Origin of the sequence: Bradyrhizobium sp. UNPA324, assembly GCF_006658635.1 — a bacterium.
Classification (GTDB): Bacteria; Pseudomonadota; Alphaproteobacteria; order Rhizobiales; family Xanthobacteraceae; genus Bradyrhizobium; species Bradyrhizobium nanningense.
The window spans coordinates 5,449,707-5,464,857 of sequence record NZ_LFJD01000004.1; the positions used below are offsets into that span (position 1 = coordinate 5,449,707).

Annotated in this window: 13 protein-coding genes and 1 tRNA gene; 7 read left to right on the plus strand and 7 right to left on the minus strand. The window is 64.6% G+C overall.

Annotation, left to right across the window (positions count from 1 at the left end):
• Window positions 1-2 precede the first annotated feature (2 nt).
• The gene (locus UNPA324_RS26160) at window positions 3-1,550 is read right to left on the minus strand and encodes a winged helix-turn-helix domain-containing tetratricopeptide repeat protein (RefSeq protein WP_141936664.1); all 1,548 of its coding nucleotides are present in this window, start codon (window positions 1,548-1,550) and stop codon (window positions 3-5) included.
• A gap of 133 nt (window positions 1,551-1,683) precedes the next feature.
• On the opposite strand from UNPA324_RS26160, the gene mddA reads away from it, so the two are divergent.
• Complete coding sequence (gene mddA, locus UNPA324_RS26165; RefSeq protein ID WP_141936666.1) at window positions 1,684-2,478, plus strand: methanethiol S-methyltransferase; 795 nt, start codon at window positions 1,684-1,686, stop codon at window positions 2,476-2,478.
• A 226-nt stretch (window positions 2,479-2,704) separates the two neighbouring features.
• Window positions 2,705-3,127 (plus strand): GFA family protein, encoded by a 423-nt coding sequence (locus UNPA324_RS26170; protein WP_128920382.1) that lies wholly within the window; start codon window positions 2,705-2,707, stop codon window positions 3,125-3,127.
• A 69-nt stretch (window positions 3,128-3,196) separates the two neighbouring features.
• On the opposite strand, the gene UNPA324_RS26175 is transcribed toward UNPA324_RS26170, so the two are convergent.
• Window positions 3,197-3,421, minus strand: coding sequence for a cysteine rich repeat-containing protein (locus UNPA324_RS26175; protein WP_128920383.1), 225 nt, complete (start codon window positions 3,419-3,421; stop codon window positions 3,197-3,199).
• A 236-nt stretch (window positions 3,422-3,657) separates the two neighbouring features.
• Here UNPA324_RS26175 and UNPA324_RS26180 point away from each other — a divergent pair, with 236 nt between their 5' ends.
• Window positions 3,658-3,948 (plus strand): hypothetical protein, encoded by a 291-nt coding sequence (locus UNPA324_RS26180; RefSeq protein WP_097657269.1) that lies wholly within the window; start codon window positions 3,658-3,660, stop codon window positions 3,946-3,948.
• 137 nt (window positions 3,949-4,085) lie between these two features.
• Here the strand turns inward: UNPA324_RS26180 and UNPA324_RS26185 are convergent, their stop codons facing one another.
• Window positions 4,086-6,035, minus strand: coding sequence for a sensor histidine kinase (locus tag UNPA324_RS26185; RefSeq protein ID WP_502705459.1), 1,950 nt, complete (start codon window positions 6,033-6,035; stop codon window positions 4,086-4,088).
• A complete protein-coding gene (locus UNPA324_RS26190; RefSeq protein WP_164936392.1) occupies window positions 6,032-6,715 on the minus strand; it encodes a response regulator transcription factor in 684 nt (227 codons plus the stop codon). The genes UNPA324_RS26185 and UNPA324_RS26190 overlap by 4 nt, the downstream gene beginning before the upstream one ends.
• Window positions 6,716-7,041: 326 nt before the next feature.
• On the opposite strand from UNPA324_RS26190, the gene UNPA324_RS26195 reads away from it, so the two are divergent.
• Window positions 7,042-7,443, plus strand: coding sequence for a hypothetical protein (locus UNPA324_RS26195; RefSeq protein WP_128920385.1), 402 nt, complete (start codon window positions 7,042-7,044; stop codon window positions 7,441-7,443).
• A gap of 21 nt (window positions 7,444-7,464) precedes the next feature.
• On the opposite strand, the gene UNPA324_RS26200 is transcribed toward UNPA324_RS26195, so the two are convergent.
• A complete protein-coding gene (locus tag UNPA324_RS26200) occupies window positions 7,465-7,698 on the minus strand; it encodes a hypothetical protein (RefSeq protein ID WP_128920386.1) in 234 nt (77 codons plus the stop codon).
• Between the two features lie 681 nt (window positions 7,699-8,379).
• On the minus strand, window positions 8,380-8,682 hold the full coding sequence (locus UNPA324_RS26210; RefSeq protein ID WP_128920387.1) for a hypothetical protein: 303 nt from the start codon (window positions 8,680-8,682) through the stop codon (window positions 8,380-8,382).
• A 467-nt stretch (window positions 8,683-9,149) separates the two neighbouring features.
• On the opposite strand from UNPA324_RS26210, the gene UNPA324_RS26215 reads away from it, so the two are divergent.
• Both UNPA324_RS26215 and UNPA324_RS26220 read left to right on the plus strand, forming a co-directional pair.
• Window positions 9,150-13,979 carry an NAD-glutamate dehydrogenase gene (locus UNPA324_RS26215; RefSeq protein WP_141936668.1) on the plus strand — a complete coding sequence of 1,610 codons (4,830 nt, stop codon included), beginning with the start codon at window positions 9,150-9,152 and terminating at the stop codon, window positions 13,977-13,979.
• A gap of 21 nt (window positions 13,980-14,000) precedes the next feature.
• Window positions 14,001-14,339 (plus strand): hypothetical protein, encoded by a 339-nt coding sequence (locus UNPA324_RS26220; RefSeq protein ID WP_128920389.1) that lies wholly within the window; start codon window positions 14,001-14,003, stop codon window positions 14,337-14,339.
• A gap of 8 nt (window positions 14,340-14,347) precedes the next feature.
• On the opposite strand, the gene UNPA324_RS26225 is transcribed toward UNPA324_RS26220, so the two are convergent.
• Window positions 14,348-14,432, minus strand: a tRNA-Leu gene (locus UNPA324_RS26225).
• A 156-nt stretch (window positions 14,433-14,588) separates the two neighbouring features.
• Between UNPA324_RS26225 and UNPA324_RS26230 the strand changes: the two genes are divergently transcribed.
• Entirely contained in the window at window positions 14,589-15,128 is a 540-nt protein-coding gene (locus tag UNPA324_RS26230) for a disulfide bond formation protein B (protein ID WP_141936671.1), read from the plus strand.
• Window positions 15,129-15,151: the final 23 nt, after the last annotated feature.

Consider the following 15,151-nt stretch of genomic DNA (forward strand, 5'->3'; position numbering starts at 1 on the left):
CCTCAGCGCAATCCGGCGCGCCGGAATCCTTCGAGATAATGCGCGCGATCGGCGTCATTGGCCCACGGCAGCTGGGTCGCGATCCAGTGCAGCGAGATGTCCGGCTGGGCGCGGCGCAGCTCGCCCAGCGCCGTCTCCGCGAGCACGTCGTCGCCCGTCATGCCGGCCGAGACCGCGAGCACGCGGTAGGCGCCGGTGAGATCGCCGCGATGGCGGATCGCCTCGCGCGCGAGCGCGATGGCCTCGTCGTAACGGCGTTCGGTGAAGTGCGCATAGCCGGCGATGCCCTGATAGATCGCCAGCGACGGATCGCGCGGTGACAGCCGGATCGCCCTTTGGGCGGCCTCGAACGAATCCTTCGGCCGACCGGCATAGGATAGCGCCAGCGCGTAATAGCCCTGCGCCAGCGAGAAGTTCAGATTGAGCGCGAGCGCCTGCTCGAACTCGGACAGCGCATCCGCAAGCCTGCGCGTCGAGAAATAGACGCTGCCGAGCGCGACATGCGCCCAGGCATCCTCATGGTCGCAGCGCACCGCGGCCAGTGCGGCGGCTTCCGCCATTGGCGCCACCGCGGCGAGCTCGGCCCAGCCGAGATGCACGCCGAACATGTGGTTGGCCGCTAGCAGCGACAGCGCCTGGCCGTAGTTCGGATCGATCGCGATCGCGCGTTCGAGCAGCGTCGTTGCGGTCTCGTGATCGCACCTCGTCACGCGCCAAAAATGCGACAGCGCCCGCATCAAGAGATCCCATGCGTCCAGGTTCGCCGGCGCTTTGCTGTAGGCGCGAAAACTCTCGGCCGCATGAATCTGCGGTTCGATCGCCGCCGCGATCGCGTTGGTGATCTCGTCCTGGACGGCGAAGACGTCGACCAGCTCGCGGTCATAGCGCTCGGCCCACAGGTGGCTGCCCGAATTGGCATCGTTGAGCTGCGCGGTGATGCGGACCCGGTTGTTCGCCTTGCGCACGCTGCCTTCGACCACGTAGCGGACGCCGAGCTCCTCCGCGATCTGCCTGATGTGGACCGCGCGCCCCTTGTAGGTGAAGGACGAGTTGCGGGCGATCACCATGAACCAGCGCTGTTTCGACAACGCGGTGAGGATGTCCTCGCTGATGCCGTCGCCGAAATAGTCCTGTGCGGGATCGCCGCTCATGTTCTCGAAGGCAAGCACCGCGACCGCCGGGCGATCCGCCACGCGCGGGAGAGCGGGCCTGGCTTCGGCCGGCACGATCGACGCTGCGGTTTCTTCCCGGACGTCGCCGACGAAGCGAAAGCCCTTGCGCGGAATGGTCTTGATCAGCCGCTGCGTCGCGCCGTCGTCACCGAGCGCCTTGCGCGCGGCGTTGATGCGGCTGTTCAACGCCGAATCCGAGATGATCCGGTCGCTCCAGATCTGGCTGATCAGGTCATCCTTGCTGACCACACGCGCGCGTTGCGCGACGAGATAAAGCAAGAGATCGAATACTTGCGGCTGCAACGGCACGGCCGCCCCGCCGCAGGTGAGTTCCCGCAGGTTGCCGTCGAGCACGTTGTTTTCAAATCGAAATCGCACGTCGTTCGTCTCAAGCAAAAATCAAAGTCGTCTCAGGCGAAAATCAATCGTTCCCAAAAGCCTCGGGGCCGTCCGGGATGCATGGTGAAGCAACCAACGAAGTGCCGGCGTTCTGGCACAACGGAGCTGTTTCATGACCCAACTCGATCATCAGGTTCATTCGGTCGGCCCGGAGGTTGCGGGCTTGCGCACTTTCAAGTTCATCGCCTTTCTGTACGGAATTGCGGCGTATCTCGCGTTTTTCGTCACCATTCTCTATGCCATCGGCTTCGTGACGGGCCTGGTCGTGCCCAAGACTATCGACATCGACATTGGAACCCAGGCCTCGACGACTGAAGCCGTCATCATCAATCTACTCTTGATGTCGCTCTTCGCCGTTCAGCACAGCGTGATGGCGCGCCATCAGTTCAAGGCCTGGTGGACGCAGTTCGTCCCCAAGCCGGTCGAGCGAAGCACCTACGTGCTGCTGGCGAGCCTGTCATTGCTTCTCCTGTTCTGGCAATGGCGTCCATTGCCTGCGGTCATATGGAGCGTCGAGGATCCGGATCTCGCCGTGACTCTGGTCACGCTGTCCTTCGCAGGCTGGGTCCTGGTGTTCACCAGCACCTATCTGATCAATCATTTCGAATTGTTCGGATTGCATCAGGTGACCAACCATCTGATCGGGAAGGAGACGCCGCCGCCGCGCTTCAAGACGCCGCTGCTCTACAATTTCGTCCGTCATCCGATCTATCTCGGTTTCATCATTGCGTTCTGGGCGGCGCCGACCATGACCGCGGGCCATCTGTTGTTCGCGGCAGTCACCACGCTCTACATCTTCGTCGGCATCGCGCTGGAGGAGCACGACCTCGTCGCTCTCTTCGGTGACGAGTACCGGCAGTACAAACAACGGGTGTCGATGCTTATTCCCTGGCGCCGGTCACTCTAGCCTCGGAGCGGCACCGCGCGCGTCCGCCGAACGGAGGACGCCCGGCCACGCCGCGTGAGGTACGCGAGGATCGCACGCGTCCGTCCCCTCAGCGTCCCCCTCTGTGTCCCCTTGGGGTGATCTCCCCCTTCGCCCCGACACCTCTCCCCGCATCCCGCCTTCCCGAGCTATCGTGGAACGGGGGCGGGGAGAGGATTTCTCCCCTTCATCAAACGGAGACGACCAAATGAAACATGTCGGAACCTGCTTCTGTGGCGCGGTGACGATCGAGGTCACGGGTGCACCGGAGGCGATGGGCTATTGCCATTGCCGCTCCTGCCGGTCGTGGTCGGGCGGTCCGGTCAATGCCTTCAGCCTGTGGAAACCGGAGGCGGTGCGCGTCAGCGAAGGCGCCGAGAATGTCGAGACCTTTGCCAAGACGCCGCTCAGCCAGCGCAAATATTGCAAGAAGTGCGGCGGTCATCTCATGACCAACCACCCGCCGCTCGGCCTCGTCGACGTCTTCAGCGCCACCATCCCGACGCTCGCATTCGCGCCCGGCGTTCACGTCAACTATGCCGAAACCGTGCTGCCGATGCGCGACGGCCTGCCCAAGCTGAAGGATTTTCCGGCCGAATTCGGCGGCAGCGGCGAGATGATGCAGGAATAGCGGCGCTGGAATCATGAGGGCGGCAATGCGCCGCCCTCATTGTCGTCTTCTGGATAGAACGATAACGGACTAGCCGCCGTGCGATTCGACGACCTTGCGGCAGGAGTCCGAAAGCTTCGACTTGTTCTCGCGCAGGCAGGCGTTCATCTGCGGCGGCTTGCCGATATGTTCGGCGCAGAATTTGCTGGCGTCGCCGCGGCAGGCCATTTGCTCCTGGGGCGACGGACCGGATTGCGCGGCAGCGGGCAGGGCGCTGGCGGCGAGCAGCAGCGCGGCAAGAACCGAAATCTTCATAGAGCACCTCTTTGGAATCCTCGTTGGTCCCGACCGGGATCAATCGGGCCGGACCATTCCGCAAAGGCGAGGCGCCGGTCCATGCCATGTTCATGGCACCGGCAAGCCCTCCCGGCCGCACTACCCCCATCTTCATGGCATGTATTCGCGCGCCGTCTTTTGCCATTCAGGCTGCACCTCGGCTGCGAAACCCGGTGATTGCATCGGGACGCCGAACGGGAAGCAGGAGAGCAAGGATGTCGAAGAGAGCTGGAGCGCTGAGCGCAGGGCTGACGGTCATGGCGCTCGCGGGCGCGGCGATGGTGTCGCTGGGCACGAGCCCGGCGCAGGCGGTGGTCTATTGCAAGACGGTCGGCGTGCCCAAGGGCTGCGTAGTGCGGCCGACGGCAGCAGTGGTCGTGGCGCCGGGAGCGCCGGTCGCCGCGGCGGCGGTCGCAACGCCCGGCGTCGGTGCGCCCGGTGTCGGCGTCCGCGCGGGAACGCCGATGAATCGCGGCGGCCCGGTCAATCGCGTCGGCGTGCGCTGATATTTCCATTGGATTGAATTGATTGCATCGCTTCGGGCCAACGGGGCCTGCGGACGAACACCCCCCGTCCTCCGCAGGCGGATTTCCCGGCCCGTCCCCTCTCTCCGTGCGCCCCACACGTTCGGGGAGGGGGTCTTTCAGCCCACAGCCATGTCGCTGTCGGGAAAACGCTGCGGCAATTGCAGCCGCACGCGCGTGCCGGAAGCATCCGAACTCAGATCGAGCACGGCGCCGCAGCGCGCGGCGCGGTTTCTCATGTTGCGCAGGCCGCGGGCGGTCTGGCCGTTGCGTCCGGCCTCGCCGTTGCCGCTCGGCGCGAAGCCATGGCCGTCGTCGGTCACGCTGATCACGCCGTAAGGCCCCTGGCCCGCGTCGAACGTGTCGATGGTGACCGCGATGCGGCGGGCCTGCGCGTGCTTGACCGCATTGGTCACGGCCTCGTCGAGGATGCGCACGATCTGGATGACGTGCCATGGCCGCAGTTCCGGATGCAGCGGCACGCCTTGCGGTGTCGCCACGCGCCAGTCGAGCGTGATGTCGTGCGGCCGCAATTGCGCCGTCGTGCGCTCGCGCCAGGAGCCGAGAGCGAGCATCAGGTCGCCGCCGATGTCGTCCATGGAATCGATGACGAGACGCAGATCCTTCAATGCGGCACGGGCGGCATCGGTGATGGACGCGCCCTCATGGCCACGCTCGGAGAGCGCGACGATGCTGACGAGCTGGCCGCCGAGGCCGTCATGCAGATCGCGCATCAGGCGCGTACGCTCGTTGGCGAGCGCGGCGGCGCGGGCGCGCTCCTCCTCGCGGGCAAAGCTCGCCTTCAGGCGTTCCTCGGCTTCGCGCACCCGCGTCACGAGCTGGCCGGCGAAACTGTCGACCTGGTTCAATGCGCGGGCGAAGCGCCAGGTCAGCCCGGCGCCGATCGCGACCAGCATCGCCGAGTAGGACAGGCGCGAGACGAAGATGCGATCGTTGCTCACGATCTCGAGCACCGTGAGCATGTCCTGGATCCAGCAGACCAGCACGATGGTCACGGCGCATCCGATCGTGAAGCTCGCCGCGTCCTGCCGCCGCACCACCGCTGTTGCCGTGATGCAAGCCATCAGGATCAGGCAAAGCCCGACCGTTGGAATGCCGAGCACCAGGAAAAGGATGCGCGGCAGTGGCGGCCCCCCGATCAGCCCGACCACGAACACGATGATGCCAGGCACGAACAGCAGCGTGCCGTAGCGTGGCCAGCGCCAGCCGAAGAACAGCACGCCGAACACGACGATCAGCGCGCTCTCGATCGGCGCGGACGCCAGCAGCACGGCGGCGAGCCGCGACGTGGCGGCCGGCGGCACCGGCGGGGGCGCGAACGCCTGCACCACGCCGAGCACCATCGCCGCTGCCAGCGCGCCGTAGACCGGCTCATGACGCCGCATCAGCCACATGATGGCGAGGATGACGGCCAGGATCGATTGCCAGGCCGAGAACACCACCGGCAGCGTGACAAACAGCAGCGTGCGTGTTTCATAGGCCGGGCGCAAGGCGACATCCGGCCCGACATAGACGGTGTCGAGAAAGCCCTTGAGCGGTCCCCACACGAACAGCCGCACCGTGATCTCGTTGCCGCCCTCGCGCAGCAGCGAAGTGGGAATGGCCGCGATCTGCGGGGTGTTGCGGTCGGGCCGGTTGGCATTGGCATCGCGCCGGGAGTCGAGCATGACGACGCCGTTGACGGCGACCTCCACCGCGTTGCTGAAGCGCGGCAGATATACCGACCAGCCCGAGGCCGCATCGGCGCTCCGGAACGTGAAGGCGCCAGTGTAGAACGGCGGGTCGGCCAGGGAATAGCGCGACGAGGTGAAATGCGGCAGCGTCACGGGGCGGATCAGGCCGTCCTCCCGAGCCGAAAAGTCGCTTAACGCGAAGTCATCGGGGTCGCTCGGCTGCAGCAGCCGAAGACCGAGGATGGTGACGATCACGATCAGGGCCTGGAGCAGCAGATAGGGCACGAGGCGCGAGGCCAGCAGCCGGCGCCGTGCGGGTTTGGCCGCTGCCTTCGTAGGTGCCTTTGTAGGTACTTTGGCCGCGATTTCGCTCACAGCTTGATCAGGCCCTGCTGCACCGCCTCGAACACCGCTTCGCTGCGCGTATGCACCTCGAGCTTGCGATAGATGTTCTTGATATGGCCGGGCACGGTCTGCTTGGACAGGCCGAGATGGCTCGCGATCTCGGCATAGCTGAAGCCCTTGGCGATGCCCCAGAGGATGTCGATCTCGCGCGGGGTCAGCCTGGCCGTGTTGAGCACGGGGCCGGGCGGCGGCTCCGCCGAATTCTGCGCGGCGCCTTGCGTTCTGCGCACGATGAAGCGGGCGATCGAGGCCGAGATCGGCGAATGGCCGGCGACCAGATCGCGCACGGTGGTGGCGATGTCGGTGGGGAAGGCGTCCTTGAGCAGATACCCGGTGGCGCCGACCGTGATCGCCGAGATCACGCTTTCCTCGTCTCCGAGCGCCGAGATCACCATGATCTCGGTGTCGGGGAAGCGCTGCCTCATCTCGCGGATCAGCTCGATGCCGTGGCCGTCGGGCAGCCGCAGATCGGTCAGCAGCACGCGAGGCGCGCCGGCGGCAAGCGCGGACCGGGCTTCGCCGAGCGTGCCGGCGCTGCGCACCTCGTAGCCGGCCTTGACCAGCGCATCCTGGAGCCGCCAGCAGGTCGGCGCGTCGTCCTCGACGAGGAGGATGGTGATGATCTCACCCGTCTCGCCCTGTTCGGTCATGATCATGGTCCCGCACCCGCGTGTCCCCCGCAGCGCAAGAGCAAGTTTAGCCTGTGAGGAGATGCCGTGACACCCATAATCATGGGGGCGGGAATGACACGGTCCCAGGTCGGCGTCGAGAGAGAGGCGTGAGTTGCGCCGGATTTGGAGCGCGTGCTCGTCGTTCGCGCTGCACTCAGGGCGCGTAAGAGGTCCGTTCTGCCTCGGACACCGGCCGATCGCGGCAGCTCACCAGACGTCCGAGTTGGACCGGAAGGCGACAGGGATGATCCTGTGAGATTTAGAAGGAGGCCGCCATTTGAGGCGACCCGGAGCAGCAAAGGGCAATGGAAGACGGCATGGAGATCGTTGGTCGCGCACCTGAATTAACTGGGTTGCTCTGGGACGCATTCATCTGTGAGGGGTTTGCTCACAACGGACAGCTCGTAGCAAATGCCAACGTCGTTCACGCCTGTTTCGCCGGTGTTTGGCACAAGCTCGTCTACGACTGCGGCGTCATAATCTGGCGGCCATCGGAGAATCAGCCTCACCCATGGAGCGTCGCGAGCGAGGGCTGGGAATGTCCTCACGTAGATGTTGGTGCCATCGCTGGCGTTGTCGGACATCGTCTTGATGACTATAGGATGGTGACCACCGCCACCGGGAGCCAAGTTGTTTTCCTGTTCGATGACGGACGTACGATTACTATCAACAACGAAAACGACCTATCAGCTTTCCAAATAGATTGAAGTCCAATCGTTGAGTCCGGCTCACGAAAGGTCATCCCGCGGCGGCGGATAGCGCCGGGCCAGCATCGACAGCGACAGACGCCGTTCGTCTTCCGGCAACTCCAGATACGCCAGCACGAGCGGCCGCTTCCAATCGCCGATGCCGAAATCCATCGCCATCCATTTCTGCGGCTCGGGGCCTTCGAGGCCCCGAACCCAGACGAAATAGCGGGGGAGGTCGTCGGCGTCCGTATCCGTCGTGCGTCTCCTGGCCATCAAACTGTCCGCTGCATCAGATCGGTTAAACAGGATATAGGGATTGGCGCGAGGAAGTCGAACACCTCGCGGCAGTACGGGCAGGGCGGCCACGCATGGCCCGCTGGGCGACCAGCGCACACGCCTCGTCCTTCGAGACGCCCGCTTCGCGGTCTCCTTAGGATGAGGCTCAGCAGCATCGGTGTCGTTGAACCAGAGCCGCGCACTCGATCCTCATCCTGAGGGCCTGCCAACGGCGGGCGTCTCGAAGGATGGCCGCAGGGATCGGCGGCGCGCACACGACCGGTGCGGTCCGCGTACGGCAAAAGCGTGTGGTCCTGACGCCCGGGGTCTGTGCGTCAAGGCTAGCGGTGGTGAAGCGGCCCGACCGGGCACGCGCACCGATCATCCGCAAGGCGACGGGGGCAATAGTGCATCGCTCCCCGGGGAGAGCGCGCCATAAGCCGTCAAACCATTGCGCAGGGAAAAGGCCGGGATGTCCGGGCTGCCCTGTATGCCGCTGTGCATCTATCTTCGCGCAATTTGCGCACAGCGGACCGTGGGTGCCAGCCGGCGCCCGGCCTTCCCTGCGCCTTTCCCTGGGAAGGGGCGTCGAGAGAAGCTCAGGACTCGGGCGTCAGGCGCCGCGAGAGCGTGGCAGCGCGTCTTGCTATTTGACAAGTGAAAGTGCCGTCCTGCCAATCATCGCCACAAGTCGCAGGTCGCCACGCGGTTGATGTCGGCGAGGCGCCGCGAGGCATCGCCCTGCAGATCGAGGCTTTCGACCAGTGTCAGCAGGCGGTGATAAGCGCCGGCGGCGACCTCGACTGGCAGCGGAGCCTCATCAAAGGCCTCGACATAGCTGCCGATGATGCCGCTGAGCAGGCGGCACAGGCCGCGCTGGGCGGGATCGCGCCGGCCGAGCGTCTCGAGCTTTTGCTGAAAGGTCCGGAAGGTCCGCAAACCGTGGTGCTGCTGCGAAAGCCACGCGTGCAGGTCGTTCATATGAGCTCCTTCGAATGACGGAAGAAGCTACCGGTTTATACAGTGGAGATGCGGGTGTGGCTAGGGTGGGGAGCGGGCCTGGATGAGACAGTCCGTCTTCGCCAAGAGGCTTCGCCGGACACGCTTCGCCTTTTCGGCTCCGCGTGGTTTCGGCGGACACGCTTCGCCCTTCGGTCCAGGATGGCCGCGCCACGCGTAGCCCGAAGGGCGAAGCGTGGTGCGCCACTCCAAACAAAACTGCGAACTCGTATGTCATTGAATGTACTTACGATTTCTCATGGCGCCGACGACGCGGCGGTCGTAGGGCTCTTCGCCACGACTCCGCGCGCCTTGACCGCTCGGAGTGGTAAGATCAGGTGCCGAGGGCAGATTTCGCGGCGCCGGATCGCGGTCAAGATGACGGCGCTCGAAGTGATGAACTCCAAAAGCAAGCAGATGATCGCGATTGCGATCGGACGCTGCGAGAGATGGAGAACGTTATGGAAGCGTGGCGCGACGACAAGGCCCGGTCGACCCTCATTCGCGATGCAGCGGGAAGCGTGCAGCTAGGCAACACGCCCCGGACTTTCGCCGAACTCCTGTTCGGCCACACCAATAGCGAGGATCTCGCCAACCACGACGCCGCTTCGCTGGCCTTCCTGGCCGAGCAGGCCTGGGAACACGTACAGCGGCGCACGGCGGGTCACGCCGATATTCGCATCGTCAATCCGATGATGCCGGATGGCCGCGAGATCTCCGTGCTCGAAATTCTCAACGACAACATGCCGTTCCTGTTCGATTCCACCCTGGCGGAGCTTGCCGAGCAGGGCATCGAGGTCACCCTGGTCGCTCATCCGATCATCGCGGTAGAGCGCGACGAGCAAGGCAAGCTGATGCGCTTCCATGGCGAAGCCCTGCCAGAGGGAGCAAAGGGCGCCCGCGAAAGCCTCATTCATCTGCACATCGCCCGCATGGACGTCGACGCCGACCGCCAAAAGCTGGTTGATGAGCTGACCATGACGTTGAATGACGTGCGCGCCTGCGTCACCGACTGGAAGCCCATGCGTGCCCGCATCGAGCGGGCGATCAAGACCTTCGCGACCGATCCGCCTCCGCTGCCGATCGACGAGATCGCCGAAGCCAGCCAGTTCCTGCAATGGCTGTGCTTGGACAATTTCACCTTTCTGGGCGTGCGCGAATATCGTTTCTCGCCCGACAGCGATGCGTCGGACGACATCACGACCGGTGAGGGCCTCGGCATCCTGCGCGATCCCGAGGTGAAGGTCCTGCGCCGCGGTCGCGAAATGGTGGTGATGACGTCGGAAATTCGCGAGTTCATGCGGGAGCCGAGCCTCCTCATCATCATCAAGGCCAACGTCTCCAGCCGCGTTCATCGCCGCATCCGGATGGATTACGTGGGCATCAAGCTCTACACACCCGACGGCCGGCTCGAAGGGGAATTGCGCCTCGTCGGTCTGTTCACGTCCGGCGCCTATACCCGCTCGGTCAAGCAAATCCCTTATGCCCGCCACAAAGTGGTGCAGGTGCTGCAGCGTGCCGGCTTCGACCCGAACAGCCATTCGGGCAAGGCGCTGACGCATATTCTCGAGGATTATCCGCGCGACGATCTGTTTCAGATCGACGTCGACACGCTCTACAATTTCGTCGTGGAGATCCTGATCCTCTATGAGCGCCCCCGCGTCCGGGTGCTGGCACGCGTGGACAAGTTCGATCGCTTCGTCTCCATCCTCTGCTTCATTCCGCGCGACAAATACGACACCGATGTGCGCACGCGCGTCGGCGCCTTCCTGTCGCAGGTCTACAAGGGGACCCTGTCGGCCTCCTACGTATCCTTCCCGGAAGGTTCGCTTGCGCGCGTCCACTACATCATCGGCCGATATGAAGGTAAAACTCCGGTGGTCGAACGCCCGACCCTCGAAGCCGGGATCAGCGCCATTGCCGAGACCTGGGCCGACAAGTTGAAGGTCGCGCTGACTGCGTCTGCAGATGGCATGCGGGCGCGCATGCTCGCAAGCCGTTATGCCCAGGCCTTTTCCGCCGGCTACACCGAGATATTCAGCGCCGAACAGGCGATCGCCGACATCGCCACCATCGAAAAGCTCTCCTCAGCCAGACCGGTGACGATTTCGGTTTACCGCCTCGAGGGGGACGACGATCCCAGACGATTCGGCCTGAAGGTCTTCTCGGACGCCGCGCCGCTGTCGCTATCCTATCGCGTGCCGGTGATTGAAAATCACGGCCTGAACGTGGTCAACGAACGCACCTATCAGATCGTGCCGCGCACCTGGCAGTCGCCGGCATGGCTGCACGATATGACAATCGAGACCAGCGACGGCAAGCCGATCGCAATCAACGATGAATTCAACCGTCGTCTGGAAGCCTCGATCATGGCGGTGGTCCGCGATCGCGCCGAATCCGACGGATTCAACGCACTGATCCTGCGCACAGCCCTGAGCTGGCGGGAAGTATCGACGATCCGCGCGCTGTCGCGCTACCTCCATCAGATCCGCGCTCCGTTCACCCAGGACTATATGTGGGAGACACTGCGCAAGAATGCCGCGATTACCGCCAACATCGTTGCCCTGTTCCAGGGCCGCCTCGATCCGCGCCTTGGACTCACGATTGCGGAGCGCTCGTCGCGCGAGATGGCCCTCGTCGCCGAGATCGAGGAGCAGCTCAATTCCGTCGCCTCGCTCGATGAAGACCGCATCCTGCGCCGCTTCACCAATCTGGTGCAGGCAACCATCCGCACCAATTTGTGGCAGGTCGGTCAGGACGGGCACCCGCATCCGGTGATCTCCTTCAAGTTCGACGCGCGCAAGATCGAGGCCCTGCCGGCTCCGCGACCACTGTACGAGATTTTCGTCTACTCGCCCCGCGTCGAAGGCATTCATCTGCGCTTCGGCAAGGTCGCGCGCGGCGGTCTGCGCTGGTCCGACCGGCCGCAGGATTTCCGTACCGAGATCCTGGGCCTCGTGAAGGCACAACAGGTGAAGAACGCCGTGATCGTGCCGGTCGGCGCGAAGGGCGGCTTCGTGCCCAAGCGCCTGCCGTCGCCCTCGAGTCGCGACCACTTCATGGCGGAAGGTACCGAAGCCTATCGTATCTTCGTTCGCACGCTGCTCGAACTCACTGACAATCTTGACCGCGACACCATAGTGCCGCCCGACGCGACCGTGCGGCATGACGGTGACGACCCCTACCTGGTCGTCGCAGCCGACAAGGGCACCGCCACCTTCTCCGACATCGCCAACGCGATCTCGACCGAGAAGCACCATTGGCTCGGCGATGCCTTCGCCTCCGGCGGCAGCCAGGGCTACGACCACAAGAAGATGGGAATCACGGCACGAGGCGCATGGGAGGCGGTCAAGCGTCACTTCCGCGAGTTTGGCACCGACATCCAGACCAAGCCGTTCACGGTTGCCGGCGTCGGCGACATGTCGGGCGATGTCTTCGGTAACGGCATGCTGCTCTCGCCGGCGACGAAGCTCGTCGCGGCGTTCGATCACCGCGACATCTTCATCGATCCATCGCCTGAACCGGCGATCAGCCTCGCCGAACGCAAGCGCCTGTTCGGCCTGCTGCGATCGAGCTGGCAGGACTATGACAAGTCCCTGATCTCGCAAGGCGGTGGCGTGTTCTCGCGCTCGCTCAAGGCGATCCCGCTTGCACCGGAAGTGCGCGCACTGCTTGATCTCGACAAGCCGCAGGCCACGCCGTTCGAGGTGATGACAGCGATCCTCAAGGCCCGCGTGGACCTCCTGTGGTTTGGCGGCATCGGCACCTATATTCGCTCGTCCTCGGAAAGCGATGATCAGGCCGGCGACCGCGCCAACGATCCGATCCGCATCGCGGGCGCCGATGTCCGTGCGCGGGTGATCGGCGAAGGCGCCAATCTCGGCGTCACCCAGCGCGGCCGTATCGAGGCGGCGCAGAAGGGCGTCAAGCTCAACACCGACGCCATCGACAATTCGGCCGGCGTGAACACGTCCGACGTCGAGGTCAACATCAAGATCGCGCTGGCGCGCCCCGAGCGCGAGGGACACCTCAGTCCTGGCGACCGTAACAGCCTGCTCGCCGCGATGACCGAGGAGGTTGGCGCACTCGTGCTGCGCAACAATTATCTTCAGACGCTGGCGCTCTCGCTGGCCGAACGGAAGGGCGTGGCCGAGACCGGCTCCCTCACCCGCCTGATGCAATCGCTCGAGCAGCGCGGCCTGCTCAGCCGCGCCGTGGAGTTCTTGCCCGACGATGCGGCGATCACCGAGCGCACCAGGCGCGGCCAGCTCCTGACACGGCCCGAGCTTGCCGTGTTGCTCGCTTACGCCAAGCTGACGCTCTACGACGACCTGCTCGCGACCGGCGTGCCTGACGATCCCTATCTCGCCCGCGAACTATTCCAGTATTTTCCGCGCCAGGTGCAGGAGAAATTCCCCACGGCGGTGCAGTTGCATCGGTTGCGGCGGGAGATCATCGCCACCAGTCTCGCCAATGCCGTGATCAACCGGGGCGGCCCGGCCTGTGTCGTGCGCCTGGCCGACGAGACCGATGCCGATGTCGCCACCATCGTCATGGCCTTCGTCGCGGTCGATGAATCCTACGGCCTTCAGCGGCTCAATGCCGCGATCGATGCACTCGACACCCACATCGACGGGCAATTGCAACTCGGCCTCTACGCGACGATCCAGGATCTCCTGCTCTCACGCATGGTGTGGTACGTGCGCAATGCTGATTTCAAGGCCGGTCTGGACGCCGTGATCGCGCACTTCGGTCCCGGAATTCGGGAGGTCGCCGCCGGGCTCGACAAGACCCTGCCGCAGGACTTGCAGGCTGGGCGCACCAAGCGGCGGCAGGATCTGATCGGTGCCGGCGTCCCAGCAGGACTTGCCGCAGAGCTCGCCGATCTCGACGTGCTCGTCTCCGCACCGGATATCGTCACCGTCGCGGAGGGCGCCAGCCGGGCCATCGGTGACGCCGCCACGACCTTCTTCGCCGCCGAGGCCGATTTCAGGCTCGATCGGATCATCGCCGCCGCGCGCAGCGTGCCGGTAAACGACAATTATGAACGTCTCGCGATCGATCGCGCCGTCGACCAGATCGCGGCCGCGGAAAGAAGACTGGTCGCCAACATGCTGGCAAACGGCGAGTCCGGCCAAGAGGCCGCCGGCAACTGGCTTGCGGCTCATCCTGAGGCGACGCGCATCCGCCGCTCGGTCGAGGAAATCGCGGCCAGCGGCCTGACGCTCGCCAAGCTGACGGTGGCGGCCAATTTGCTGGGGGACCTGGTCAAGAGTTGATGCACGACGGAAAGGGACCCAATGATTCACGCGACCTGCCATACCGCCGACAACGTCCTCTGCCTCGAGTTCGATGCCACACCATGGTTCAGTGCGGCTGGCGCGCCAAGCATTGTCGAGTTGGCCCGACAAGGCTGGTCCAGCGCCGCGATCGCGGAATCCCTCGAGGGCCGACCAGGATATGCGCGCTTGCATGACCTCGTTGAGTATGCCGCGCAGCGCCTGCAATCAGAATCGCTGGAGGACCCAACCTGGGAAACCTTCGAGTGTGTCGTCGATGGTTCGGAGGCTATGGCCTGGCTGGAGAAGAACCGGCCTGATGTCGCAGCAAGTATCTCGCGGGCGCCCGGCGATCGTTAGCGTTGGAATGGTGCCCCTGGCCGGAATCGAACCAGCACTCCTTGCGGAACTCGATTTTGAGTCGAGCGCGTCTACCAGTTCCGCCACAGGGGCCCTCGGTCGGCCCCTGAAGGGAGCGTCGCGAAGCCGGCGGACTATAGCCATGGACAAAGCGGGGTCAACCCGCGCCAAAGTGATGTCCGCCGTTCTCGACAGCCGCATGGACCGGGGCTAGAGCCTAAGGACGCGACCCACCGGAAAGAGGCTGCCGTGACGACCCAGAGTGCCGCGATACCTGCGTTCAAGCCGGCTGCCGGCGGTCCCGCGCTGACGGCTTCGCTGCTCGTCACGCTGATCGCGGCCGTGACCATCGCGGGCGCCTGGTTCTTCCAGCTCGTGCTGGAGATCCTGCCCTGTCCGCTCTGCCTCGAGCAGCGCTACGCCTATTACCTCGCGATTCCCCTTGGTGCGCTCACGGCTTTTGCGGCGCGAAGCGGCGCGCCGCGGCCGCTGCTGTTGGCGGGGCTCGCGATCATTGCGCTGGCGACGCTCGCCAATGCCGGCCTCGGCACCTATCACTCCGGGGTCGAATGGGGGGTCTGGAAAGGGCCGACCGACTGCACCGGTCCCGTCGTCAACCTCGGCAATGCCGGCGATCTTTTTTCAAGGCTCGACACCGTGAAGGTGGTGCGTTGCGACGAGGTGCAGTGGCGCTTTCTCGGCCTCTCGCTCGCCGGCTACAACGTGTTGATCTCGCTGCTGATGGCCGCGATCGCCGCGTGGGGATTTGTGCGGACGGCGAAGCGTTGATCCTCATGGTGGGCACGGCGCTC